At 44.8% G+C, this 23897-nt stretch carries 18 protein-coding genes; 9 read left to right on the top strand and 9 right to left on the bottom strand.

What is annotated here, in order from left to right; genetic code table 11:
* Nucleotides 1-29 precede the first annotated feature (29 nt).
* The 4 genes from QTO06_RS01795 to QTO06_RS01780 form a co-directional block, all read right to left on the bottom strand.
* Nucleotides 30-857, bottom strand: coding sequence for a hypothetical protein (locus QTO06_RS01795; RefSeq protein WP_331406684.1), 828 nt, complete (start codon nt 855-857; stop codon nt 30-32).
* Between the two features lie 8 nt (nt 858-865).
* Nucleotides 866-2221 carry a hypothetical protein gene (locus tag QTO06_RS01790; RefSeq protein ID WP_331406683.1) on the bottom strand — a complete coding sequence of 452 codons (1356 nt, stop codon included), beginning with the start codon at nt 2219-2221 and terminating at the stop codon, nt 866-868.
* Entirely contained in the window at nt 2221-4536 is a 2316-nt protein-coding gene (gene tssI / locus QTO06_RS01785) for a type VI secretion system Vgr family protein (RefSeq protein WP_331406682.1), read from the bottom strand. Before tssI ends, QTO06_RS01790 begins: the two co-directional genes overlap by 1 nt.
* 404 nt (nt 4537-4940) lie before the next feature.
* Nucleotides 4941-5810 carry a Vmh family MBL fold metallo-hydrolase gene (locus QTO06_RS01780; protein ID WP_331406796.1) on the bottom strand — a complete coding sequence of 290 codons (870 nt, stop codon included), beginning with the start codon at nt 5808-5810 and terminating at the stop codon, nt 4941-4943.
* Between the two features lie 160 nt (nt 5811-5970).
* Here QTO06_RS01780 and QTO06_RS01775 point away from each other — a divergent pair, with 160 nt between their 5' ends.
* Entirely contained in the window at nt 5971-6864 is an 894-nt protein-coding gene (locus tag QTO06_RS01775; RefSeq protein ID WP_331406681.1) for a LysR family transcriptional regulator, read from the top strand.
* 101 nt (nt 6865-6965) lie between these two features.
* On the opposite strand, the gene QTO06_RS01770 is transcribed toward QTO06_RS01775, so the two are convergent.
* Nucleotides 6966-9842, bottom strand: coding sequence for an MGH1-like glycoside hydrolase domain-containing protein (locus QTO06_RS01770; RefSeq protein WP_331406680.1), 2877 nt, complete (start codon nt 9840-9842; stop codon nt 6966-6968).
* Between the two features lie 230 nt (nt 9843-10072).
* Between QTO06_RS01770 and QTO06_RS01765 the strand changes: the two genes are divergently transcribed.
* The 3 genes from QTO06_RS01765 to QTO06_RS01755 are packed head-to-tail and all read left to right on the top strand — an operon-like array spanning nt 10073 to nt 11924.
* Nucleotides 10073-10984, top strand: a complete 912-nt coding sequence (locus QTO06_RS01765) for a LysR family transcriptional regulator (RefSeq protein ID WP_331406679.1) — start codon at nt 10073-10075, stop codon at nt 10982-10984.
* A gap of 19 nt (nt 10985-11003) precedes the next feature.
* The gene (locus tag QTO06_RS01760) at nt 11004-11381 is read left to right on the top strand and encodes an MmcQ/YjbR family DNA-binding protein (RefSeq protein WP_331406678.1); all 378 of its coding nucleotides are present in this window, start codon (nt 11004-11006) and stop codon (nt 11379-11381) included.
* Between the two features lie 6 nt (nt 11382-11387).
* Nucleotides 11388-11924, top strand: coding sequence for a nucleotidyltransferase family protein (locus tag QTO06_RS01755; protein WP_331406677.1), 537 nt, complete (start codon nt 11388-11390; stop codon nt 11922-11924).
* A 7-nt stretch (nt 11925-11931) separates the two neighbouring features.
* Here QTO06_RS01755 and QTO06_RS01750 read toward each other — a convergent pair whose 3' ends face one another.
* On the bottom strand, nt 11932-12855 hold the full coding sequence (locus QTO06_RS01750; RefSeq protein ID WP_331406676.1) for a LysR family transcriptional regulator: 924 nt from the start codon (nt 12853-12855) through the stop codon (nt 11932-11934).
* Between the two features lie 121 nt (nt 12856-12976).
* Between QTO06_RS01750 and QTO06_RS01745 the strand changes: the two genes are divergently transcribed.
* From QTO06_RS01745 to QTO06_RS01725, 5 genes are all read left to right on the top strand, one after another.
* The gene (locus QTO06_RS01745; protein ID WP_331406675.1) at nt 12977-13645 is read left to right on the top strand and encodes an SDR family oxidoreductase; all 669 of its coding nucleotides are present in this window, start codon (nt 12977-12979) and stop codon (nt 13643-13645) included.
* Between the two features lie 98 nt (nt 13646-13743).
* Nucleotides 13744-14931 (top strand): MFS transporter, encoded by a 1188-nt coding sequence (locus tag QTO06_RS01740; RefSeq protein WP_331406674.1) that lies wholly within the window; start codon nt 13744-13746, stop codon nt 14929-14931.
* 79 nt (nt 14932-15010) lie between these two features.
* The gene (locus QTO06_RS01735) at nt 15011-15640 is read left to right on the top strand and encodes a GrxB family glutaredoxin (RefSeq protein WP_331406673.1); all 630 of its coding nucleotides are present in this window, start codon (nt 15011-15013) and stop codon (nt 15638-15640) included.
* A 10-nt stretch (nt 15641-15650) separates the two neighbouring features.
* Entirely contained in the window at nt 15651-16742 is a 1092-nt protein-coding gene (locus QTO06_RS01730; protein ID WP_331406672.1) for an alkene reductase, read from the top strand.
* A gap of 163 nt (nt 16743-16905) precedes the next feature.
* Nucleotides 16906-17103 (top strand): hypothetical protein, encoded by a 198-nt coding sequence (locus QTO06_RS01725; RefSeq protein ID WP_005429656.1) that lies wholly within the window; start codon nt 16906-16908, stop codon nt 17101-17103.
* 143 nt (nt 17104-17246) lie between these two features.
* On the opposite strand, the gene QTO06_RS01720 is transcribed toward QTO06_RS01725, so the two are convergent.
* Genes QTO06_RS01720 through QTO06_RS01710 form a run of 3 tightly spaced genes read right to left on the bottom strand, consistent with a single transcriptional unit; the run spans nt 17247 to nt 23888 of the window.
* Nucleotides 17247-18305: a toxic anion resistance protein gene (locus QTO06_RS01720; RefSeq protein ID WP_005429653.1), complete on the bottom strand. Its 1059-nt coding sequence runs from the start codon at nt 18303-18305 to the stop codon at nt 17247-17249.
* A gap of 15 nt (nt 18306-18320) precedes the next feature.
* Nucleotides 18321-19025 carry a phospholipase D-like domain-containing protein gene (locus QTO06_RS01715; RefSeq protein WP_010645913.1) on the bottom strand — a complete coding sequence of 235 codons (705 nt, stop codon included), beginning with the start codon at nt 19023-19025 and terminating at the stop codon, nt 18321-18323.
* Nucleotides 19026-23888, bottom strand: coding sequence for a DNA repair ATPase (locus QTO06_RS01710; RefSeq protein ID WP_331406671.1), 4863 nt, complete (start codon nt 23886-23888; stop codon nt 19026-19028).
* Nucleotides 23889-23897: the final 9 nt, after the last annotated feature.

The following is a 23897-nucleotide window of genomic DNA, read 5'->3' as shown; positions in this document are numbered from 1 at the left end:
ACCTGGTTTCTTAATATACGTTTTTTGAATTATTCTTTTGAATCTAGTATCTCTCTAATCTTCTTATATGGTTTTTTCTGAAAATTATAGATAATTTTATGTTCACCAAAATCTTTCTCTATTTCAGCAATCAACTTCCGCCACTCAAGATAATAAGCCACCATCGAATAAGTCAACATCCCGAAAGTGAACAGCACTGGCATACCAATACTGAAAAAACCTACGGCGTGAACCCCTACTTCAGGACTTATAATGTCGGAACGTTTCAGCACTTCCGCCATCCCCATAGCGATACCAGCACCACTACTCCCGATTAAGAAACCAACAATAACCAGAGCGTTTCTCATTTTTTTAAATGGTTTTCTTAGGAAAGGCATTCTGTGGAGGCTAAGCAAACCAAAGATATCTGATGCTCTAACTTCAATTTCATTACCTCTGACGATAATATTTTTCTTATTGTTAAAGTTATTTCTATCACTAAAAACAAACCCAGAGAAAACACCAAAAATATTTACAACAATTAGAGAAGAGAACATATAAAAATGAATATCAAAAATATCTTTAGAATTAACAATTATAGGTTCAATTATGAAAACTGAAAATTGAATAATAATATTTAGAAAAAAAACAAAACCAAACTCAAGTTTTTTTTGGATAAAATCAATACCGAACCTAGTAAATGTGCACAATGGTACAGCACTCGTAATTAAAAGCATAGCCCAACAATAAGCCTTAGAGATGTAATATTCAGAACCAATAGTATATGCTACTTGAAACGGTAGAAAGCAAACAAACAACGATAATATACAGAATCTTTTAACACTTAAATCCAGATTATTATCTGAGTAAATTTCCATAATAAACCTTAAAACCCAAAAAATCCTGATCCTTTCATTGCGGAAGAACCAATATAGTTGTCAACATTACTTTTCATCTTGTCTATATCTTTATTAATCATATTTTCCAAAGTTAACTCAGGAAAAGCTTCTTTTAAAAATGACTTTACTTTATCTTTAATGCCAAGATACGAATCAAAAGCATCAACCCCCCAACCAACTAAAAAAGATACCCCTGCAATAGTTAATAAAAGAATTCCAGCACTAATAGTTACCCCAAAAGAGCCTAAGCCTATAACAATCAAAGTTAATAACATAGCAGACAAAACGCCAGCGACAAAAAGCTTTGCTGTAGTCATACCTAAAGCACCTAGAAACTCAGCAATATTTTGCTCGCCAACATCTTTTTTAAAAAATTCATACACATCAAATGATGCAACAAAAACAAAAGTGATAATATTTGACCCTTTGAAAGGGATTGAATCATCTAACACCCTGCCCCAGTATTTTTTGTAACTTTTCGATTTTACATCTTCCGCCATTTGTAAGGTGGTGCCGACCATTTTAATTTTTTCATGCTTGACCCCATAGTTAACAGAAGTAAGAAATATGCGGCTCCTATTGTTTCCTTTAAATGTCAGGCCGTACTTACCGCCCCATTGTTTCATTTTATTCAATGTGAAACGGCCCTCTACTATAAACTCTTTGAGGTAAGCTCTAGCCTGGTCCAATCCATACTTTTTTTTGTAATATCTGTAAGCTTTACCATGTTCATATGCTTGAACCATAATTGTAGCAGCAGCATTTTGATCTCTATTGTCACTACCAAAGTGCTCGTAGAACTCAAGTGCCAACAAAGAATTCTCTGCTAAAGTGTCATAAATTGCAGAAACCATCTCCTCTGTTAGCTCGTCTATATTGTAAACCTCACCTAATTGGTTTTCTGGAAGAACTAAACTATCACTTGCCTTCAAGATGGCAATGGTTTCTTCATTAACATCACCATTATTAGGTCTAATGAAAGTATCTTGGTTCTTGGCCTTAGCAGGGCACGTCATTATCGCTGCTTTTAGATCCCCGGGGGAGTTTATTACATCTGTAGGCACCCGTTCTATTACGGTGTAACCTCGCCCGTTCACATACACTTCAACAGAGTTACACGTACCCTCAATGGTATTTGGAATCAGCGTCGCCTTAGGCGTGAATTCTTTCGGCAACACCGGGCTTAACTTACCATTAACAGCAAATTGTATATCTAAATCCTGACCACTTTGGTCATCGGCCCAAAACATATTTCCTGCAGAGACATTGAGCTCTACCGGTTCTTTATCGTTCGCATCTGTTGTTTTTGAGCTGCCAGCATAAATCCATAGGTCATCTGTCATTAGATTTCTCTCCAGTAAATATCAAACGAAGCCTCTAAATCTTTGGTATTTATTAACGATGTTTGACCTTTGTCGTTAGTTTTACCAAAAATTTCCTTTCCATCCTCAAACACTATCTTGTATTGCTTGTTTGCATGTACAACACCTGTGGACTGGTCTTTCAATACAATGCGCTGGTTATAACGCATAAAAGACTCATATGGCGGAGCTTCTATAAAGCGAGATTTACCTTTACCCGGGTTAATAGCGACTTTACCACCTTTGATGATGCTCTCAGACCCACCATCTATCGTAATCGAAGAGCCATAGAGCTGAATCTTACCACTGCTTTTTAGTATTAATCCCGCATAGCCAACCTGAACTTTGATTTCCTCTCCAGAAATATAGGTCGTCTCTCCATCTGAGCGTATAGACGTATTACCTTGAACATCCACCGTGAGGTTTGCACCAATGCTTTTTAAATCGTCACTTCCGACATCTACAGAGCGACTATCTAGAATAGCAAGTGTCGCATTTCCTTCGATGTCTAGAGACGTGCTTTTGCCAATCATTGTTTGGCGGTTTTCATCAATGGATAGTGTTTGATTATTCGCGATTTGCTTTTTCTCATTAGCGTTGTAAGTAACGTGAACATCTTCCTCAACCTGCTCCATAAAGGTTTGCTTAGTGATGGAGGTTTTATGTCCGTCAATCACTTCTTTACGGTTGCCTAAGATATTATTTTCTTGGTTGTTGCCGACTTTTAACTCTTCATCATTTCCGATGTCTCGATACCGGTTATTGAGCACTTTGGTCTTCATGTCTTTTTGAGCACGGAAGTGCACTTCTTCTTGGTCATTCTCATCCTCAAAGTACATTTCGTTGTAACCTTCAGCCTTATGACTTTGGGTTCTAAACACAGTGCGAGTTTTATTTTCTGGTAATGGGTATGGCGGTGTGTGTAGACCGTTGTACACCGCACCCGTCACTAATGGGCGGTCTGGGTCGCCTTCTAGGAAGGTCACAATCACTTCATGCCCAATACGAGGTAGATAGACTGCTCCCCAGTTGGGTGCTGCCATTGATTGACTAACACGTAGCCAACATGAGCTATGCTCATCGCTTTGTGCGTAGCGGTCCCAATGGAACTGAACTTTGATGCGACCATATTCATCGGTGTAGATTTCTTCACCCGCAGGACCAACTACAACCGCGGTTTGAGGACCATCAACGACAGGTGACGCCATTTTAGCTGCACGGAATGTTACGTCTCGAGGTAAGCAGACAAACTGATTGTGATAAGTCGTAGGTTCATCGCTCGATTCTTCTTCGTGCACACGAGGGTTAAAGCCAGTGTGCATCACCGTCAACATGAGGTAATCACGGTTGATGCCTGAACGAGGGTGCTGGCTGATATCGAAGCTGTAGCCTGCGGTGAGACGCATGATATCGCTCGCAGCTTCAATCTGATGGCTGTCCACCGTGTATTCGGACATCCACTCCGTTACACGCTGCTGCCCTAAGTCTGGTGAAGTATAACGGCCAAGATAATCGTAGCGCTGCAAATCAAAGTTCGGGCCTTCATCGGCGCTTTTTCCTTGTGGGATTTTCGGCGTGAGATAGTTGTAATCGCCATAGCTGACGATGCCAGTGCGAGTACGATGCGTTTGTTCGAGGTCGAAGATGTGTTCTCGATCTGGCGTGCCACCACCTTGGGCATGATAAATCACAGGTCCTAGGTAAGAAGCATTAGTAGGTGAACTGATGAGCTCAGGTATCGCATCGTTGCTATCGACGATGACCATGGTATGTCCAGCGTCACTGTGTTCGAAATAGTACCAAAGCCCATGTTCTGCCATTAATCGCTGCACAAAGTGCTGGTCATTCTCACGGTATTGAAGAACGTACTCTTTCGCTTCATATTGCGCTGACAGTTCAAAGCGGTAATCGCTCATGCCTGCATCATCAAATACCTGACGAATGATGTCGGGCGCGGTTTGCATCTGGAAGATTCGACAATCTTGACGCAGAGTGAGAAACCAAAGGTGTGGAACCAAGGTAATATGATAACGCGAGAAGCGGCGACCAGTACCTAAATAGCGAAGCTCAGAGATACTGCCATTAAACTGACGAGCAGTCCCTATGCCTTGGCCAAAAAGGTTCAGGACGCCCATTTTTCGGCTTAACATATCGAATGTGATGGCATCGTCGTCAGACAATACTGTTAGATTCATTTCAAAGGGAGAAGAGACTGTTTCCGTGATCCGGAAGCTTTCGACTTTAAATGCACCGGAGAACCCCGAAACATCAAAGGTGAAATCCACATCATTTACCATACTGTTCGACTCTTATGACAATGAAGAAGTGTGTTTACACCCCTACAGACACTAAATTGGCCAAACTGTATCAAGTTATATGACGTCCATCACCGTGATGAATTAACAGATAATTTGCGCGTTAGACTAGGTATTTATTGGGGACAAATACACCAATCATCTGTGACACCAAAAATATGACTTTTTGTATGGTTATTTAATCGGTCATGTACCGATTTTGAATGTGTCAGTATGTGACGTAACTCGGCAAGAATTGTTCTGAAGCTTTGAACACGCCTTTAATTACTTACCACTCATCAGCAATCACATCGTAAACCACGTCGACAAGTGGCAAAGCTATTACGACAACAGCCCCTCACAATGAGGGGCTGTTTTTGGATAGTATGGCAAATAACAGGCTTAGATTAATGCCACTCCATTTCACCACTTAGCACTTTCGCGCCCAGTTCTAAATCGCCTTCTGTGGCAGCAAACTTCGGGTACTTAGCCTTCATCGCTGCCGAAATCTCGCTTGCTGATGGCTTACTTAATTTTTCTAACGTCTGCTCAATGTCTGCGATGTAGTTCATGGTGAACTGAACACCTTCCACACCTTTCGGCATATCACCAAGGTAGTGCCCCGGAATCACGGTTTGTGGTTTCAGTGCTTTCATGCGCTCCAGCGATTGAGACCATTGGGTACGCTCTTGTTTCGACTGAGTGTCCGCCATCCAAACATGAACGCCACTGTAAACCGATACTCCACCAAATACCGTCTTCTCCGAAGGTACCCAAAGGTAAGCATCATGAGTATTGATTTCTTTTACTTCAATGCGCTTACCTTCAAGCGTTAGAGTGGTGTCGTTGAGAACCGTAGGCACAACAACTTTTGATGGTGCCCCCTCTTTTAAAATCGGTCCCCAGTACGCCAGTTTTGCGTCTTTTGTTCGCTCGATATGTTTAACAACCGCTTCGCTCGCAACCACTTTTACATTAGGGAATGCCGCAACAATAGGCTCTAGGCCAAAATAATAGTCTGGGTCACCGCTGCTGATGTAAATCATCGACAGCTCTTTGCCACTGTTTTTAATCTGTTCCACCAATTTTTTTCCGTCTTTGACGCTAAATTGTGCGTCAAACAACATCAGTTCTTTTTCACCAGAAACAAGCACAGAGCTTGCAGGAAAGATCGCATTTTCACCGGGGTTGTAGTGGGTAATCGTTAAGTCCGCAGCTGACACATAGTTCGATGCCGTTAGTGCTGTGATCAGTAGAGTAATTGAACGCTTATTCATCATCTTATTCCGTGTTAGAGAACCAACTCATGCGGCTCGTTTATTGTTGAGGTCATCGTATTTGATTGGTTTTAGATGAAATAGACAGCAAATTAACTTTCACTGTTGCGAAATCCGGACATATACTATGGCGGTGATTTTCTTAAGGTAAAACAGCAGAATGGACAGACTTGAGGCAATGAACGTCTTTGTCACGATCGTAGAGCGTGGCAGTTTGAGTGCAGCAGCAGAGCACCTCGATCTTTCACGAACCAAAGTGACACGTTATTTAAGTGAGCTCGAAAAGTGGATGGATACTCGTTTACTCCACCGCACAACTCGAAGCCTCAGCTTAACCAGTGCAGGGAAAGAGACGCTTGAGATTGCACGAGAGCTACTTGCACTTGAAGAATCCCTAAGCGGAATCCGAAACCAAAATCGAGTGAATCTAAAAGGTCAATTGCGTATTACCGCAAGCTATTCCATTGTGAGTAGCTTCCTCATTGATGCAATCACAAGCTTTGTTGAAAAGTGGCCTGATGTGGCGATTGATATTGTGTCGACAGATGAAACCATAAACCTCGTGGAATCACGCATTGATCTTGCCATACGCATCACCAATGAGCTGCCTGATAATATCGTGGCAAAGCAAATAGGAGAATGCCGCTCGGTGATATGTGCTTCTCCCAAATATATCGAGCAAAAAGGCACACCGTTAAACGCCCAAGACCTAGGGCACCACAATTGCCTCTCTTTTAGCTATTTTGGTCGTTCTGAGTGGATATTTTCTGGACCAAACGGTGATGAATCAGTCTCCATCAAAGGCAATATCAGCGCGAATACCCCAGAAGTACTGCTTGCTGCCGCTTTAAATGGTAACGGAGTCAGCTTACAGCCTTTCCCAACCGTGAAGGATTTGCTCACTGAGGGTAAGTTGATTCAGCTGTTACCAGAATGGCACCCAAAAACGTTAGGCGTTCATGCCATCTATGGCACACGTAAACAAGTCACACCGTTATTAAGAGCCTTTATCGACCATCTCTCCACTAGCATGTCGGAATCCAAGCGCTGGTAAGCACTTTTCTGAGCATTCACGTTACAACGAACATCCAGTGGTTACTTAAATAGAAAGCCGCTGGATAAACCAGCGGCTTTTTCTTAGAACTTCAATTCACGTTATTGAAGCGGTGTGATTCGGATATCAGCAATCTGCGCTTCATTCATCTCGCCATCTACTCCACCTGAGTAAATGTAGGTTTCATTAGATTTCAAGTAACTCATATTGAAATGGTCTTTGAGAACCAATCGGTATGATTTGCCTTGTTCCAAGGAAACTTCAATCGGTGTTGAGTAACGCATACCTTTGTTCTCACCAATATGGCCCATTTGAATGTAACCTTTACCAACTGACTGACCAGATTCGTCGAGAACTTCAAGCTCTTTCACTGCGTTGGTAATACCGGTATTTAGTTGGCCTAGGTTATTGTTATACCACGCCGCCAACTGGTATCGCCCGTTAGTAGGAACGGTGAAAGCACTCAGACCATTTACATCCCCGCTGTCTTTACCCACCTTAACCACATCAACACCGTCTGTTAGAGGTTGATAATCACCTTCCAATTTTACGCGGATTTCTTGGCCGATACACATTGGCTCACTCGGGTTGGAGCGGAAGCCTTGTTCGTTGATGCTTTCAGCTAAGTAACATGAAAAACCATTGAGCGTATCGCTGAACTGCTTACCGTTTACATTATTTTGGATAAGCTGACCATTTCGGTAGAGGTTGATGTTGTAAGCACTGGTGACATCAATAGTGACGTTATCACCCGTGCGCGAAAGGTCCAATTTAGGCTCTTGCGGAGAGTAAACTTGCGCACTTTCTGTTGCGTATGGCTTCACGCCTTCAATAACGTTGACGCTGCTATCATCATTAACAACATTGCCGAGTGTGACAGAATAATTACCGTTAGCGTCCACGCTCACCTCGTTAACGGGGTAATAACCATTTAGTTGTCCATCCGCCTTAGGAAGACTAACCGTCACGGAGTAAGTTTTTCCCTTGAAGCTAAAGTTTTCCAACTTGATTTGGTCAGATTGAGCAAAAATCTGGTTTCTTACCAAAGCGGTAATAAACGGTTTCACTTCCAATTGACCTGTTTCGGTATGAATACCAAAAATGGTTTCTACGACCATGCTGAGGTAACCGCCGACTGACCATAACTGACGCTGCGAGTTAATCACTGGGCCATCTAGAGAAGCATCTGCACCATGATCGCTATGAATGATGAAAGACTTGCCAGACAACCACTCCAAGTTTTCCATATTTGATAGGTTCGTTGCGGTGCCGCGAACTAGGGATTGAATCGCATTGTTAGCCGCTGCCACGTTTTGGGTATGATGTGCAGCGCGCAAGCTATATGCGGTGACAAATGGCCAAATAGCACGGTTATGATACACAGGAACATCAGGTTGTTGAGGGAAGTAAACTGGCACACCAAACTCACTATGAGGATAGTTTTCCATGATTTGCTTCGCTTGTTCATTGCTTGCAATACCGCTTATGATCGCCAGCGCTTCCCCAAGCATGTCATATTTGTCGACCGCAATATCTTGCCCGTTATCGAACAAGTAACTCACATACATACCACGCTGTTCATTCCAAAACTGGGTATTGATTGCCGTTTTTAATTGATCAGCCCAATCTGCGTATTTCACCGCGTTTTTTGAGTCAAATTGTTCTGCCAACTTCGCTGCTAAGCGCATTGCTCGATAGTGAACCACGTTAGTAGACAACGCTTTGCTACTACCAATCGCATTAACATCATCAGGCGTCCACGTAGAATATGTCTGCTCACGCCAGTCCAAGAACGACTGTTCTCCCGTGTAAAGGCCTGAATCTTGATCAAATGCCGCTAAACGGTCGGCTTCTAGCGTGTTGCTAACCGCGTTGTAAGCGCGCTCTGCAAATTGGTTGTAAGCTTCGCCATCCAATGCCGACAGTAAACGTTCTGCCCCTAAGGCCCATGTTGTTCGATCGGTACTGATCGGCCAACTGCCACCAGTGCCTGTATCTTGGACGATTTGCTCACCATCGTATTGTTGATCTGTTGAGTCTCGGAAGGCTGATAATTTGAATTCCAAGCCGTTTTCAACACGCGTAGGATTCATCAAAGCAAGGGAAAGGTCGGCCGCATATGCCAAATCACGAGTCCAAACGTAATGCCACTTGGCACCTGTCTCAAACACTTCTGCCTTTATTGGTTTGTTGTAGTTGTAATTGCCGTCTTTGATCTCAGACACCGCAAGTTGATCGAGCTCTTTCATCGTCAAAGCGAACAGTGCATCAAACGCGAGATCGCCAGAAACCACACGAGGCCCTTCTTTCTCCGTAATCACCATGCCTTGATCCAGAGCGTCTCGCAGTTCCGTCGTGGTTGAGATGCCAAATTCACGCAGGTCTGCTTTAGGATCCTTGACTGAAAATGTCACTGTTTCATTACTGTCATCATAGTTTCGGAACAGTTTTAGTTCTTTATCTTGATGCCCCTCATGCACCATTTCAGGATCCAAAATAGCATCTGAGTAATACTTCTCTGCCTCTTCCTGCGTGGCTTTTGTTACGGTCATCGTCGCACTGCTTTCATCCGCAAAACTCACAGAGAACTTATAGTAACCTTTATCTTCAAACGTGATTTCCGAATTACAGTCGTCATTCATACACGCTTCATTCGTTTCTGGTTTTGGTAAGTAGTCCTGAGCCTCATCAAACCTCGCAGGCTGTTCAAAATGAGTGTATTGGATTTGCCAGCCAGGATCGGCAATCTTGAATTGGTTACTGCCTCGCGCTACACGCAACACCGTTTCATATTCATTGTTCCCTAAATAGTTCAGCTTCGCGTGTTCTGCAGTCCCCCAATCGCCATTCAATCCACGTAAGTAAAGGTCTTCCGAAATAATCGGTTTATCGACTACCTCCGTGGTATCAGAATCTGAACCACATCCAACTAACCCCATCGTTGCAGCAACAGCAAGCGCAATAATACTTGGTTTCATGTTCATCCCTTAGATTGTTATTTTGGCGACAGTCTAAGGAAGACGCTCTTCAGAGAAAAATAGGTAACATCGAAAGCTTTATAGACAATATCTATATGTTGCCCACCAATAGTGATTTAGTTCTATGAAACACTCATAAATTCAATTATGTCAGATAGCAGATTTGTGATTTATAAAAGAAATTGTGCACAATACCCCCAAGAAACCTTGTTTCACAAAGGGGAATAACAATGGACAAATCTCTACAGCAATTTTTACTGATTGCTCGTTGTCAAAGCATAAGTGCCGCCGCAAGGATGGCCGGACTAAGCCAACCGACAATGACGAGTAATTTAAAAAAGCTGGAAGAGTCTCTTGGCGTCACACTCTTTGAGCGCCACCAAAGCGGCATGGTTCTGACCGAGTTTGGTCGTATTCTCTATCGTCATAGCGATGCGATGCAGCACGAATACAATCAAATGATGCAGGGCATTGAAGAAAGGAAGCAGTATCAAGTCGGCAAAATAAAAATAGGAACCGGGGACGCTTGGTGGCCTTTGTTCGTAAAGCAAGCCTTAGATGAACATTTGTCTCATCAACCATCCGCATCCACACACGTCGAATTTGGCAATCATTTGGGCTTAATGGATTCTTTGATTAATGAGCAAATTGAATTCTTCATTGGTCATGAAATTGTAGGGTTATCGTCAAAGTGTGATGTTACCTTTATTCCTTTATTTCAAACTGTTGATGACTTCTTTGTTTCACCGAGCCACCCTCTTCTCGGTCAAGTCGTCACAGAGCGAATGCTGCATGAATACCCCGCCCTATCCGTCACCTATGATGCAAAAAAGTTTAACCATGTTTTAGACAACCCAATTCCCAAGCAAAACGAAAGGGAACGTCAGCAACTGGATGATAGACCGACGTACGAAATTGACTCATTACTTGCAAGCATTGATACCCTCAAAGACAGCGTTGCTGTAATGTCCTATACCAGCCATCTGAGTGATTATTTGGAGTCGTTCGGTTTACAGAAACTAACTATGGAAAAAAAAGCTAAACCGGGAACGGTAGGAATTTATCGTCACCGACGAGAGACCTCGGAATCTCACTTAGCTTTGATCGAAAGAATAACGAAACTGGCACAGAATTTAAGTTGAAAATGAACGAGGTGTAACGATGACATACGATGAATTTAATCAATTCTGCGGCTCATTCGCTGCCACTTCTCATGTTGTTCAATGGGGTGACGCGCACGTTTGGAAAGTAGGCGGAAAAGTGTTTGCTATTGGCGGTTGGAGTAAAGACAAGCAGCCTACCTTTACGTTTAAGACTTCCCCTTTAAACTTCGATTTTTTAAGTGATTATGAGGGCTATATTCCTGCCCCTTATTTCGCAAACCGTGGTATGAAATGGATTCAACAAACGGAAACATCCGGACGCTTAGACGAAGAGCTAAAGTACTATATATCCGAATCCTACCGGCTGGTTGCACTTGGCTTGAGTAAACGAAAACGCGAAGAGTTGGGCATACAACTACCCACCAGCAAAGGCTGACTAGAAATGGAAGCGCTCAGTCAATTATTGCTCAACGACTCTACTCGTATGAGAGCTTTGGAGTGTGTTCGTTCACTGGCTTTACCGGATTGCTACATTGCTGCGGGCTTCGTACGAAATCTAGTTTGGGATCACCTTCACCAAAAGCAAAATCCAACACCATTAAACGATCTTGATGTTGTTTATTTCGATCCGAATGAGTTGGACGAACAAGCCTACTTCAAACACGAAGCTCAACTAAACGCCTTAATGCCAGAGCTCAACTGGCAAGTTCGCAATCAAGCAAACATGCACCTAAGGAATGGTGATAAGCCATACCAAAGCACCTTCGATGCAATGAGTTACTGGCCAGAAAAAGAGACGGCCGTTGCTGCCAGATTGGACGAAAAGAAACAGATAGAGTGCATTTCAGCGTTCGGATTTGAGTCTTTGTTTGAAGGCCAGATTACTTACAATCCCAAGCGAACATTAACGCTGTTTCAATCTCGGGTAGAATCCAAAAACTGGCTGATCACATGGCCTCAATTGCAGGTTACCGTCTAAGCCTTGCTTATTCAGGAAACTGGCTATGGAAGCGCTCAATCAAGAAGTCCAAAAACAAACGAAGTCGCTTAGGTTGATACTGCCGGCTCAGGTATATCACGTTCAAATCTGCACCTGCAGAAGAAGTTGATGCGTTGAAGTTCTTCATATAGCCATTTAACACCGTCACTAAACGCTGCTGTTTGATGTCTTCTTGCACATCGAGAATCGATTTCAATGCAATACCCGCCCCATCTAACGCCCATTGACGAATCACTTCGCCATCATCAGAAAAACGCTTTGGTACGAAGGTAACAACGTTGTGCTGCTCTTCATCTTGAAAATGCCATGTTTTCAGCTCTTCATTACTGCGAACCATGGCTAAACAATCGTGCTGTGCTAAATCTTGTGGCGTGATCGGCGTGCCTTTCTTTGCCAAATACAGAGGAGAAGCGCAAAGTACTCGGCGACTGGACGCCAGTTTGCGAGAGATAAGGTTGCTGTCGGCTAACTCACCATATCGGATAACGATATCCAAACCGGACTCTGCCAAGTTGGATAAGTTATCATTCAAGTACAGATAAGGGATCACATCGGGATAGAGCTGGCTAAATTCCGACAGTATTGGCGAAATATATTGCTTGCCAATATCACGAGGAGCCGAGATTTTAAGTGTGCCGCGCACTTCTTTGGTGCCAGTTTGGAGTAAGTTCTCCGTCTCTTTAACGCTGTCGATGATTTCCAGGCATGCCTGATGGTACATCGCGCCAGAGTCCGTCAACGAGATATGCCTTGTACTGCGATTAAGCAATTTCACCCCATAACGGTCTTCCAGCGACTGTAATCTTGCCGTTACTGTTGCTGGCGAAAAGCCGAGCTCTCTACCTGCCGCCGCCAGCCCTTGGTTCTTCACTATGCTGACAAACAGCGTCATATCCGAAAACTTGTCCACATTCACTCCTCAAATCTCATTATTCACCTGAGCTGAATAATCAATTCAAATATTAGCCAATTATCAAATTTATTCCAATCAATATACTGACCCCATCGAAACGAGATTGGAGAAACAAATCATGAAAACAGAAAAAACTGTTTACGTCGTACTAGGTGGCACATCAGGTATTGGTGCTGAACTTAGCCAACAACTTGCGAGCGACAATGCGGTTGTCCACGTAGCAAGCCGCAAAACAGGGCTAGACATCAGCGATGAACAATCGGTTTACCACTACTTCGAAACCATTGGTGCTTTTGACCACCTGATCGTCACGGCAGGTTCTTATGCTCCAGCAGGCAAAGTAGTGGACGTGGATGTTTCCCAAGCGAAATACGCTTTTGATACCAAATTTTGGGGTGCCATCAACGCGGCAAAACATGGAGCACGCTACATCAAGAAAGGCGGCTCAATCACGCTAACGTCTGGCATGTTGTCGCGCAAAGTTGTCGCTAACACCTACGTAAAAACCGCCATCAACGCTGCCATTGAAGCAACCACGAAAGTACTGGCGAAAGAATTAGCTCCGATCAGAGTGAATGCGGTCAGCCCAGGTTTGACTAGAACTGAGGCCTATCAAGGCATGAACGAAGACGACAGAAATGCCATGTTCAAACGCACACAAAATAGCTTGCCCGTAGGCAAAGTTGGCGAAGCCAGTGACGTTGCAAAAGCTTACCTACTTCTGATTGAAAACAGCTACATGACCGGCGCCGTGATTGATGTCGATGGTGGCGCACTGCTTGGCTAACAACACATGCTTAGCTAACCGCCAATAAAAACAAGGTGCCAGAGCAAGAAAAAAGCATGGCACCAATGGGTTCAAACGAAATAAAAAAGAGACTCCCCATGAATAAAGAAAAAATGCCTCTGCAGGTATGGATTTTAACGCTTGCAGCTTTTGCTATCGGTACCGCGGAATTTGTTATCGCAGGAATCCTTCCTCAAGTCGCCAACTCTTTGTCCATCACGGAAGGGCAAGCGGGTTACCTAATCAGTGCCTACGCGCTTGCCATTGTGTTTGGCGGCCCGCTACTTACGATTTACTTAGCACGCTTTAACAAGAAAGCCGTACTAGCTGGGCTAATGGTGCTATTTATTCTCGGCAACGTATTGTCCGCTTTCGCACCGAACTACTTTGTGTTGATGGTCAGTCGAGTGATCACAGGCTTGGTTCAAGGTCCTTTCTACGGTATCGGAGCCGTGGTCGCGACCAATTTGGTTTCAGAAAAAATGGCAGGTCGTGCGGTCGGACAGATGTTCGCAGGCCTAACACTGGCTAACGTTTTAGGTGTGCCTGGCGGTACTTGGATTGGCTTGCAATTCGGCTGGCACACCACTTTCTTGACCGTTGCTGCTTTCGGTTTAGTGGCTCTGTTCTTCATCACTACAGTGATCAAATCGACTGGTCATGGCGAAGCAAAAGATGTCAAAGCGCAATTGGCTGCGTTCAAAAACCCAATGCTACTTATCAGCCTTGCGATCACCGTATTTGCTTGGTCGGGGTTTATGACTTTGTATGGCTACATCGCCCCTATCGCCATGCACATCACTGGGTTTGGTGAAAGTGCCGTGACTTGGATTTTGGTTATCGTTGGTGTCGGTCTGATTATCGGCAACACCATGGGTGGTCGTTCATCAGATAAAAACCTACAAAAAGCGTCCATGTTCTGGGCTATCGCGATGATTGTGTCACTGGTACTGGTCGGCCTAACTGTCGACAGTAAAGTGCTGTTTATTGCCACCGCCTTTGTATTTGGTATTGCGTCATTCGCTAACGTGCCAGCAATGCAGCTTCGAGTAATGAACCACGGTGGTGAAGGTCAAGAATTAGCGGCGACGGCAAACATCTCTGCGTTCAACTTAGCCAATGCCTTTGGCGGCTTCTTAGGCGGCATGGTGCTCGATAGCCAAATGGGCGCAGGCATGATCCCTTACGCAGCCATCATTGTTCCACTGATTGGTCTGCTATTCATCGCCAAGGCGAACCGCAAAGAAAGCAAAGAAACCGACTTAGCGCCAAGCTTCAACAACTAATTTCATCCCTACTGGTAGCCCTGACTTAACGCCTCCCGAACAAGCGGGGCTACCCAATACGAATCGATAGGAAAACACTATGAAACTCTACATTTACGAACATTGCCCATTCAGTGCTCGCGTCCGCTATGTTGCTGGCATGCTGAATATCCAACTCGACGTCATCAATATTGCTTATGACGATGACAAAACCACAACAGACCTGATTGGAACCAAACAAGTACCACTTCTTATCAAAGACAACGGTGAAGCGATGGCAGAAAGCCTAGATATCATCGCTTACTTCCTTGAACTGGCTACATCAAGTGAAACAAGCCAACCATCTCAACAAGCACTGGATTGGCAAAAAATCGCGTTTCTTCCACTGCAGAAGGTGGGTTACCCACGTTGGTCAAACATTGATTTACCAGAGTTTTCCACTCAGTCTGCACAGCTCGCTTGGCGCGCGAAAAAGGAAACGGAAGCACTCAATTTTGACGCACTTCTGCAAGACACACCAAACATTGCCAAAGAGGTCGAAGCACTCATTAAACGTGCGAAAAGCGTGTTGAATCTCGATTCCTACCAGCATGTGACGTTGGTAGACGAAGCGATCCTATTTTCTATTTTGCGCGGGTTCTTCAGCGCCGCAGAAATCCAATGGGACAACACCGTGAAAGATTGGATGGAATCGGTAAGCAACAAAACCCAAGTGCCACTACTTAAGTAAGGAATCGATCATGAGCAAGCTATTTGAACCAGCACAGCTGAAACAACTAACTCTACAAAACCGCGTAGTCATGGCACCAATGACCCGAGCGCGCACTAGCCAACCGGGCAACATTCCAAACCAAATGATGGCGACTTACTACAAGCAGCGCGCTACCGCAGGGTTAATCATCTCTGAAGCCACCCAGATTTCAGACGATTCACAAGGTTACTCGTTCACACCAGGCGTCTACACTGATGAACAAGTGGCTGGCTGGAAAACCATCACTCAAGCAGCAAAAGAGCAAGGCGCAGCGATGTTTTGTCAGTTATGGCATGTTGGCCGTGTATCACACCCGACATTCCAAAAAGGCGAACAGCCTATTGCCCCATCAGCACTAAAGCCAGTAGAAACCCAAGTGTGGATTGCCGACGAACAAGGTAATGGCAACATGGTCGATTGTGTAGAGCCACGAGCCATGACTCAAGCCGATATTGACCGTGTTGTGAGTGATTTTGCCAATGCAGCGAAACGCGCGATTGAAGCAGGCTTCGATGGCGTTGAAATCCACGGCGGTAATGGTTACCTGATTGACCAGTTCCTGCGTACCAATTCAAACCACAGAACCGACAACTACGGCGGTACTCGCGAAAACCGACTTCGCTTTTTATTAGAAGTGGTCGATGCGGTGAGCGAAGCTATCGGTGCCAACAAAGTGGGAGTACGACTCGCGCCATTCATCACTTTCAAGGACATGAACTGCCCTGACATTGTTCCGACCATTCTCGATGCATCGAAACAACTTCAAGCTCGTGATATTGCGTACTTGCACCTGTCTGAAGCGGATTGGGATGACGCACCAGTGATTCCAGAAAGTTTCCGTATCGAGCTGCGCGAATACTTCACCAACACGATTATCGTCGCTGGCAGTTACACCCAAGAGCGTGCTGACGAGGTGCTTGAGAAAGGTTATGCGGATTTAGTCGCGTTTGGACGCCCGTTTGTTTCTAACCCAGATTTGGTGGCGCGCTTACAGCACCAACAACCTCTGGCTGAACTGGATGGCTCTACGCTTTTTGGTGGTAATGAACACGGCTATACCGATTATCCGGCGCTTGATTGAAAGGTTTTACCCGCTTCTGATAGCGATTCATAGCGTGCCGTATTTCTCAGATTAATCAGTTGTTATCCCATAAAGAGAAAAGCGCAAAGTAGTTCAACGTTTTCTTGTGTTTAGGTGTAATAAACTGGCTGCATATTCAGAATGCAAATTTAGGAGAGCGCTCGTGTCTGATGAAAATTCAAAACAAGAAGTGACGGTTGTTGATATTAAAATGCCATTTATGTCGATGGTGATCTTTATGGTCAAGTTCGCTATCGCTTCAATTCCTGCGATGATCATTCTAGGGATCATCTTCAGCATTTTAGGGATGATATTTGGCGGAATGTTCGGTGGCATGTTCCACGGTTCTGGTCACATGTAAGCGCAATCACCGCAGTGTGGTCTCGCTTAAGTTTGGGATAAAGCCACGCTGTCTCTTTTACCAAAAAAATCACTCCCTATTTTCTATTACTCGTTAAAAGTAGATAAAAAATGAGTGAGGGAGTGATTTCTCGATGGTTCACCTTACAAGGTTTGCTCAAGAGCTTGTTTAAGTTCTGCTTCTGCTCGCTCAATCACTTGTTGAGCCTGCTCGCGTTGTGCTCTGCCTTCCTTCACTCGCGATAGCGTATTGTTCAACGTTTCTATCGTCAGTTGATTCACGGTCTCTAGAGAATCGAGATCGAGAATGCCACGCTGGTAGTTTTCTGCAATTTGTTCTTCTAACGCCTTCAGTTTCTCTGCGTTTTGCACATATTGCTTATTGGTGTAATCCTTCACCGCACGCGTTACCTTCAACGCTTTCTCTTTTTCATAATTGGAAATCGCAATCAAGAATTGACGCTTCCACAATGGGAAAGTGTTGTGCACGATATCTTGAATGTCTTCCATCAGCATTTTATTGCCTTCTTGAGACAATCGAATCTGAGGTGCGGTTTGGATAGCAGCCAGGCGAGTGAGCTCAAGGTTATGCACGCGCTTTTCTAAACGCGCAACGGCTTGAGTCGCATCACGGTATTTCTGGGCATCTAACGCGTCACCACTTTGCTCAGATTGTGCCAGTAAGCTTGGTAATACATTTTGCGTAAGCTGGTTTAACTTGTACTTACCAGCGGCGATGTACTGCTCTAATCCGCCGAGCAATTCTAAATTATGGTCATAGAGCGTATCGAGCTGGCTAATATCATGAGCCAACTTCATCTCTTGTGCTTCTAAACGTCCTGAAAGCTGTTCCAATTGGCTTTTCACTGAATCAAAACTTGCCGAGAATTTTTTGAATGAATCAAAAAGCTCACCGACTAGAGGAAGTCTCGATAACAAGCTGGTTTTGCCTAGATTTGAGAATTCAGCGCTGTCCATAGACGATACCATTGCATGCAAAATATCGCCCGCTTCACCACTGTCGCGAACACGAACTTGCTCTAACACTTCGTCAGAGAAAGCGGTGATTTTTTCCAGCGCCTCTTTACCAAAAGTGATCGTCGCTACGCTATCAAACGCATCAAATTGCTCTGCGAGTGCGACGATTTGAGGAGTAGCGTCCACCTCAAGTACCTGATGTTCAGAATTCATCAATTCGGTCATGGGATCTCCCTATATTTATGAAGGCTTATGGCAAGGAAACTTCTGCCATAGCGTTTCAAATTGTCTTAAGAACGCAGAAACAAACCTGCGGTCGTCGGTAAGCGTGATATCTTCCTGATTGTATTTAGAAGCGCTGCGTGTCCAGTTAAAGCTGCCATTAATCAACCGCTGTTGGTCGAAGATCGCGAACTTATGGTGCATGTGGTATCGAGTCGTATCAATTTTGACCGCCACGCCCTGTGCTGCAAGGTATTCAACATCACTGCCTTTATCGTACATTTTGTCGTTGTCGGTCACGATTCGGACCGTCACGCCTCTTTTATGCGCGGCGAGGATCTGATCGGTTAAGTCGTTATCCGCGATAGTGAAAACACAAATGTCCACCGAGTGACGAGCCAGCTTCAGCTGTTCAATGATGCCGGACGCACACGCTCTACCCGGAGAAAACCAGCTCGACGCGGTGTCTGCCGAGTTCTCACTCATGACATTGTCTAAAACTTTGACCACGCGCTCCAACCAACGAACTAAAGCGGCTGCATCACCTTGATTTTGGATTTCTTGCTGCACGAGCTTAAAGCTCATATTACGCAGGTAGGCGCGGTCTTCATGACTTAATACCGAGTCCTGCAGCTCTGATTGGAGCTCTCTTCGCTCACTATCATCTAGGCGATAATCTTGTATCGAAGCCTCTAACCACGCAGACCATTTCTGTCGATTCATTTAGCTTCCCTCCTGATCATGACGACCAAATCGAGCAACATGTTGATTCAACATAGCAAGTTGCTGCACAACCTGTCCTGCTCGGTCTTCGGAATCACCCATCATTTGCTGACGCTGATACCCTTCTTTGATTTCAGACCAACGTGCTTGTTGTTCATCCGTCATGTCACCACGTAACTCTGCAAGCTTGAGTAGGTTCTCCTCAGTGCCCGCGGCCAGTGTTTGTGCTTCACCCTGATAGTGATCTTGAAGCAGTGTGTTCATCTCTTGGTCAGTCATCACTGACGAGATTTTCTCCGCCAGTTTATTCATGTTTCGATACGAGCCTTGCAGCTTGAAGGGAGGTTCGACACGATACTGATCCGCTGTTGCGGCTGACTTGATGTACTGCTGATTCACCTTCAAGACAATTTGCTGCGCCATGATCAGTTTTTGCAAGGTTGTCACGATCTCGCTAGATTCGATCGCAGAGTACGAATGGCTCATCTCACTCAGCGCGATGCTTTCTCCCTCTGCCATTCTGACAAAGCGATACAAATCATTCAGGTCTCGCGTTGCTAAAGGCGCAAGCACGTTGTTGGAGGTGAGCGAGTTTTCGATAAAGCTTAAATCGAAGATCGATTTCTGGTCAGAGAGCATATCACCGAGGTTGTAGATGTCCGCACGGTTAGCCAACATATCTGGGATTCTGAATGCTTCGCCACTCTCGGTGTACGGGTTACCCGCCATCACGACAGCAAACTTTTTGCCGCGCATGTCGTAGGTTTTCGTTTTCCCTTTCCAAGTGCCTTCTATGCGACGCGTGCCATCACAGAGTGAGATGAATTTCTGTAAGAATTCGGGATGGGTATGTTGAATATCATCCAAGTACAGCAACACGTTGTTGCCCATCTCGAAAGCGAGGTTAATTTTCTCAATTTCACGCGCCGCATTTTGATCAGGGGCGTCAGCGGGGTCGAGGGATGTTGCTTGATGACCGATGGATGGGCCATTGATCTTCATGAACACCAAACCTAATTTGTGTGCAACATACTCAATTAACGTCGTTTTACCATAACCAGGCGGAGAGATAAGAAGTAGCATCCCCATCAAGTCAGTACGCTTTTTATCGCCTAACGTACCCATTTGCTTAGCAAAGTTGTCGCCAATAAGAGGTAAGTAGCTCTCACTGATCAGCTTGTTGCGCACAAATGACGTTAATGGGCGAGGTTTAAACTCACTAAGACGGAAATCTTCCTTAGCAGAACTCAACAACTGGGTGCGCTGGGATAGATAAGCTTCAAAATTCGGAACGACCGAGCTTCGGTGATGTTCATTTCTTTGAATAAAGTCATCCAATACGAGCTCTAAACTGCCTTTGCTAATTCGTGTGTGCTCTCCCAGTAACCCTTCGACATGACACACTAATGAAAAGTCGACACTGGCTAGCCTTTTCTCAGACAAGGTATTCACCACAGCAACCGTCGCCGCTTCGCATACGAATGCCTGACCGTATTGCTTTTTCGCAGTGTACGCACTTAACCACTGATGATGATCGTTAAATGATTCGGTAAAGCTGAGCGGTTGAGGTTGCCAGCCCAAACTGCGTCTAAATTGCAAATAATCTTCGCAGAGAGAAAGGGAATCCTGACTCACTTCGATTTGCCAATCTTGCTCACTCAATAGCTGCGCAAGGTAGTCAGCGGCTTCATGTTGATCATCATTTAGGGAATCAACCAGTTGTTTTTGCAGCTCTTGATACGCTTGCGATGCATTTAAATGCTCTCGCAATAACTTCGCGTTTTGCGCCTGTTGTTGATAACGATCTATTTGGTCAGCATCTTGCTCTAATAGCCACAAGATAGCCTTCGAGCGCGCGGTTTGGCTGTAACGCAGTAGCCCCGCTTGCTGATAAACAGGCAGCACTTTACGTAAAATGTTGACCGCATCATGGTCGTGGATACCTTTGACATACCCTTCTCGATAACGTGGTGCAGCAAAGCGATGAACAAGTTCGTTCAACTTATCTTCTCTCAAAGCTTCATAAAGCTTATCTAGGCTCTGCCCATCTTGATTGATAGACGCTTGATGCAAGATTAAGTACGCAAGAAACTCCGCTCGATAGACGTCCTCACTCTCTGAGGCAACGTCTAAACGAGAAACGGTTTGCAGGTCGAGAAATGCTTTGTCTTCTACCGCTTGGTAAAAATCCGTACCGGAGATGTGTAGCGCCAACTCTCCACTTTGATCGACCAAACTAAGGTCAAGTGGCTGCTGGTTGACGCTAAATCTATGCTTGCCCAAGCGTAGAACCGTACCACCTTTCTCGAAGATGTCTTGGTTATCTCGTAATGCGCGTAACGATTGGTCTTGAAGCGACTTCAATTTTGAGTCAACGCTGTCTGCTTTGACACTGTCGCCAAGCTCACGAATAGTCTGAGACAACTGTTGTAGCTTGAGAACCATTGCGTCGGTGGCAAAGTAGCTGTTTAGCCCTGCAACATCATCGAATCGCTCAACGCGTTTTTCTATGCTGCTCATGGTGACGTTGGCGGCTTGAAGTAAGTTTTGTACTCGACGTTGTTGACCTGCAATAAGCTGTTGCTTGTGGTTATCCAACGTTGATTGGATCTCATCACGCTTTGAATAAATCTCGCTTAAAAACTGGTCGAAATCCGCGAAGCGCGACTCTAACTTATCCAATTGCCCAACAAGCTTAGCAAGCTGGGTATCACAATCGTCTGGCGTTAACGCTTGCTCCATTGCACTGCTCACCGACTGGCTGAGTAGCTTAAATTGAGCACTGAATTCCGCTTGAGCTTCTTCACTTTGTAAACCTTGAGACTTTGCTCTTAGCTTGGCTGAAACAGTGTTAAGCAGCGACGTTACTTCTGTGGTGAGGTCTAAGATCCGAGTAGCTTGTGTCGGATCTTCTGTTTCGATGTCCGTGACTTCTTCCGTCACTATCTGGAGCTCATGACGAAGCGTTTCCACTTCTTCATTAAGCTTCTGAATCTCCGCCGTTTTGGTTACTTCTTCGAGCTGTAATTCAATTTTTTGAATTTGCTTCTTGAAAGGGACGTACGCTTTTTCGTCTTGAAGAAGGGTGAGCAAATGCAGATTAAGTGACTCGCGTTGTGCCTGTAATTCCTCAAGCAAACGGTCAACTTGAACTTCATCAATGTAATGTTGCTGACGGAGCGACATAGTCACACCGACTTGCCCTTTTACTTCACTAAGCAAACTCAGTAATGTGTTCGCTTGCTCTTTGGGGGCCAGTTTGATTTTGCCAATGAGCTCGGAAACTGCCGATTTTTGCTCATCAAGGCTGCTGGAAGCATGTTTTTGTAACTGCTGAACTTTGGCAAACTCATCGATGATCTTATCGGTAGTCCCCATGAGTTCATTGATCGCACTACCTATTCCGCAAGCGTAATCATGATTGAGCCAAGTGTAGTGATCGAGGGTCGAGCGACACTGCTTGATAAGTACTTCATAGGCAGCTTGAGTTACTTCTTCACTCTGCGCTAATTGGCAAATCGAAAGAACAGAAGACAGCGCTCGAACCAACTCAGTATTACCAAGATTGAACAGTGGACTGCTGCCTTGGGTTTGCGCATTGACTTTCGCATAGTGCTCTGGGGTAGAAAATGGCGTGTCCCAAATTCTCATTGGGTGGATGGTCGACGCCTCTTCATTCTCAGACAATTGAAACACTAACCAGCGGCCATCTGGGTATAAGCTGTAACCGTGGCTCTCCATTGGTGCTTCAAATTTCTTCTCAATCAAGTTGTAGGTGTACGCGATGTAATAACCTTCAACGGCGTTGAAAAAGATATAAAGAATATCCTCACCATTCGGTGACGTGATCTGCTGGAAGAACTTGAGCTGGTCAGCGTCAAAGGCGAACTGTTTGTCTTCACCATTAGATAGAACGTAGCCATTGGCGTACAGCACGCCATGATCTTCAGGTAGCGTTTTTGCGCTTGCCCCTAATGCATCAGCCCTTACGACGGACTGAGTCACTGAATTGTAGAGGAAGTATCGAGCGTGTTTTTCTCGGTTTGGCTTTACTCGTAGTGCAATTAAGTCTCCGACAAACGCGTAATCGATGTGTGCGTCAGCCACGCTTTGGTGTGGGTCTTCAACGTCTTCTCTATAGATACCTTTACCATCTTTGGTATTGTCTTCGACCTTGATGGTTAAGTCCCCGCCAACACATTCAACAAACAACTTATCTTGAATAGACACGTGCGGATGATCGCCAAGCACGTGGTCATCTCGCGTTGTTGGGATCCAATCAAAATCATGTTGAGGAACACTGGTTAAGGCGTTCTGACCTAGGGAATCAATGTACTCGATAGAATGAGCGTTGATCTGAAAACGGAAAACTTTTCTGTCTTCTGGACGCATGCCAATTTGGAAGGCGATATAAAGCGTGCTTTCTTGACGAGAGATTTGAGAAAGCTTTGCGTCTCGGTAGTAAGTAAACAGTTCCGTCAATTCATGGGTAAAACGGGAATCGGATAAAAAACTGGATTCAAGTGGAAGCGGCTCAACACGAAATGTCCCTTCATTTTCATGGAGGTGATAAAGCCCAAACACATCGTCTAATGAAGGCGTCGCTTTCATCCCAACTTGCACATGATAACCGAACAATAAATGCTGGTTTACCTGAGCCATATCGATTGGAATGCACTTAGCATCGGTTTGAACATTGACCTTGCCGATCAATTTAAAATCTTGGCCGCCAAACGTTTCTTGGCGTTGCTGATTGAAGGATTGGGAGAGAGACTTTAGCTGGCTGCCTTGCTGCAACAAACGCGTCTTTAAAACATCGTATGCACCAGCATCACTCACCGCTTTTTGAGTCATATCTGACATGCTAATACC

The organism is Vibrio sp. M260121 (genome assembly GCF_036533715.1).
GTDB lineage: Bacteria > Pseudomonadota > Gammaproteobacteria > Enterobacterales > Vibrionaceae > Vibrio.
This window is presented reverse-complemented; position numbering and strand designations above follow the sequence as displayed.

Bases quoted from the DNA above. Each gene is read 5' to 3' on its own strand.
- QTO06_RS01795 (WP_331406684.1), bottom strand. From the start codon at position 857: ATGGAAATTTACTCAGATAATAATCTGGATTTAAGTGTTAAAAGATTC.
- QTO06_RS01790 (WP_331406683.1), bottom strand. From the start codon at position 2,221: ATGACAGATGACCTATGGATTTATGCTGGCAGCTCAAAAACAACAGAT.
- tssI (WP_331406682.1), bottom strand. From the start codon at position 4,536: ATGGTAAATGATGTGGATTTCACCTTTGATGTTTCGGGGTTCTCCGGT.
- QTO06_RS01780 (WP_331406796.1), bottom strand. From the start codon at position 5,810: ATGAATAAGCGTTCAATTACTCTACTGATCACAGCACTAACGGCATCG.
- QTO06_RS01775 (WP_331406681.1), top strand. From the start codon at position 5,971: ATGGACAGACTTGAGGCAATGAACGTCTTTGTCACGATCGTAGAGCGT.
- QTO06_RS01770 (WP_331406680.1), bottom strand. From the start codon at position 9,842: ATGAAACCAAGTATTATTGCGCTTGCTGTTGCTGCAACGATGGGGTTA.
- QTO06_RS01765 (WP_331406679.1), top strand. From the start codon at position 10,073: ATGGACAAATCTCTACAGCAATTTTTACTGATTGCTCGTTGTCAAAGC.
- QTO06_RS01760 (WP_331406678.1), top strand. From the start codon at position 11,004: ATGACATACGATGAATTTAATCAATTCTGCGGCTCATTCGCTGCCACT.
- QTO06_RS01755 (WP_331406677.1), top strand. From the start codon at position 11,388: ATGGAAGCGCTCAGTCAATTATTGCTCAACGACTCTACTCGTATGAGA.
- QTO06_RS01745 (WP_331406675.1), top strand. From the start codon at position 12,977: ATGAAAACAGAAAAAACTGTTTACGTCGTACTAGGTGGCACATCAGGT.
- QTO06_RS01740 (WP_331406674.1), top strand. From the start codon at position 13,744: ATGAATAAAGAAAAAATGCCTCTGCAGGTATGGATTTTAACGCTTGCA.
- QTO06_RS01735 (WP_331406673.1), top strand. From the start codon at position 15,011: ATGAAACTCTACATTTACGAACATTGCCCATTCAGTGCTCGCGTCCGC.
- QTO06_RS01730 (WP_331406672.1), top strand. From the start codon at position 15,651: ATGAGCAAGCTATTTGAACCAGCACAGCTGAAACAACTAACTCTACAA.
- QTO06_RS01720 (WP_005429653.1), bottom strand. From the start codon at position 18,305: ATGACCGAATTGATGAATTCTGAACATCAGGTACTTGAGGTGGACGCT.
- QTO06_RS01715 (WP_010645913.1), bottom strand. From the start codon at position 19,025: ATGAATCGACAGAAATGGTCTGCGTGGTTAGAGGCTTCGATACAAGAT.
- QTO06_RS01710 (WP_331406671.1), bottom strand. From the start codon at position 23,888: ATGTCAGATATGACTCAAAAAGCGGTGAGTGATGCTGGTGCATACGAT.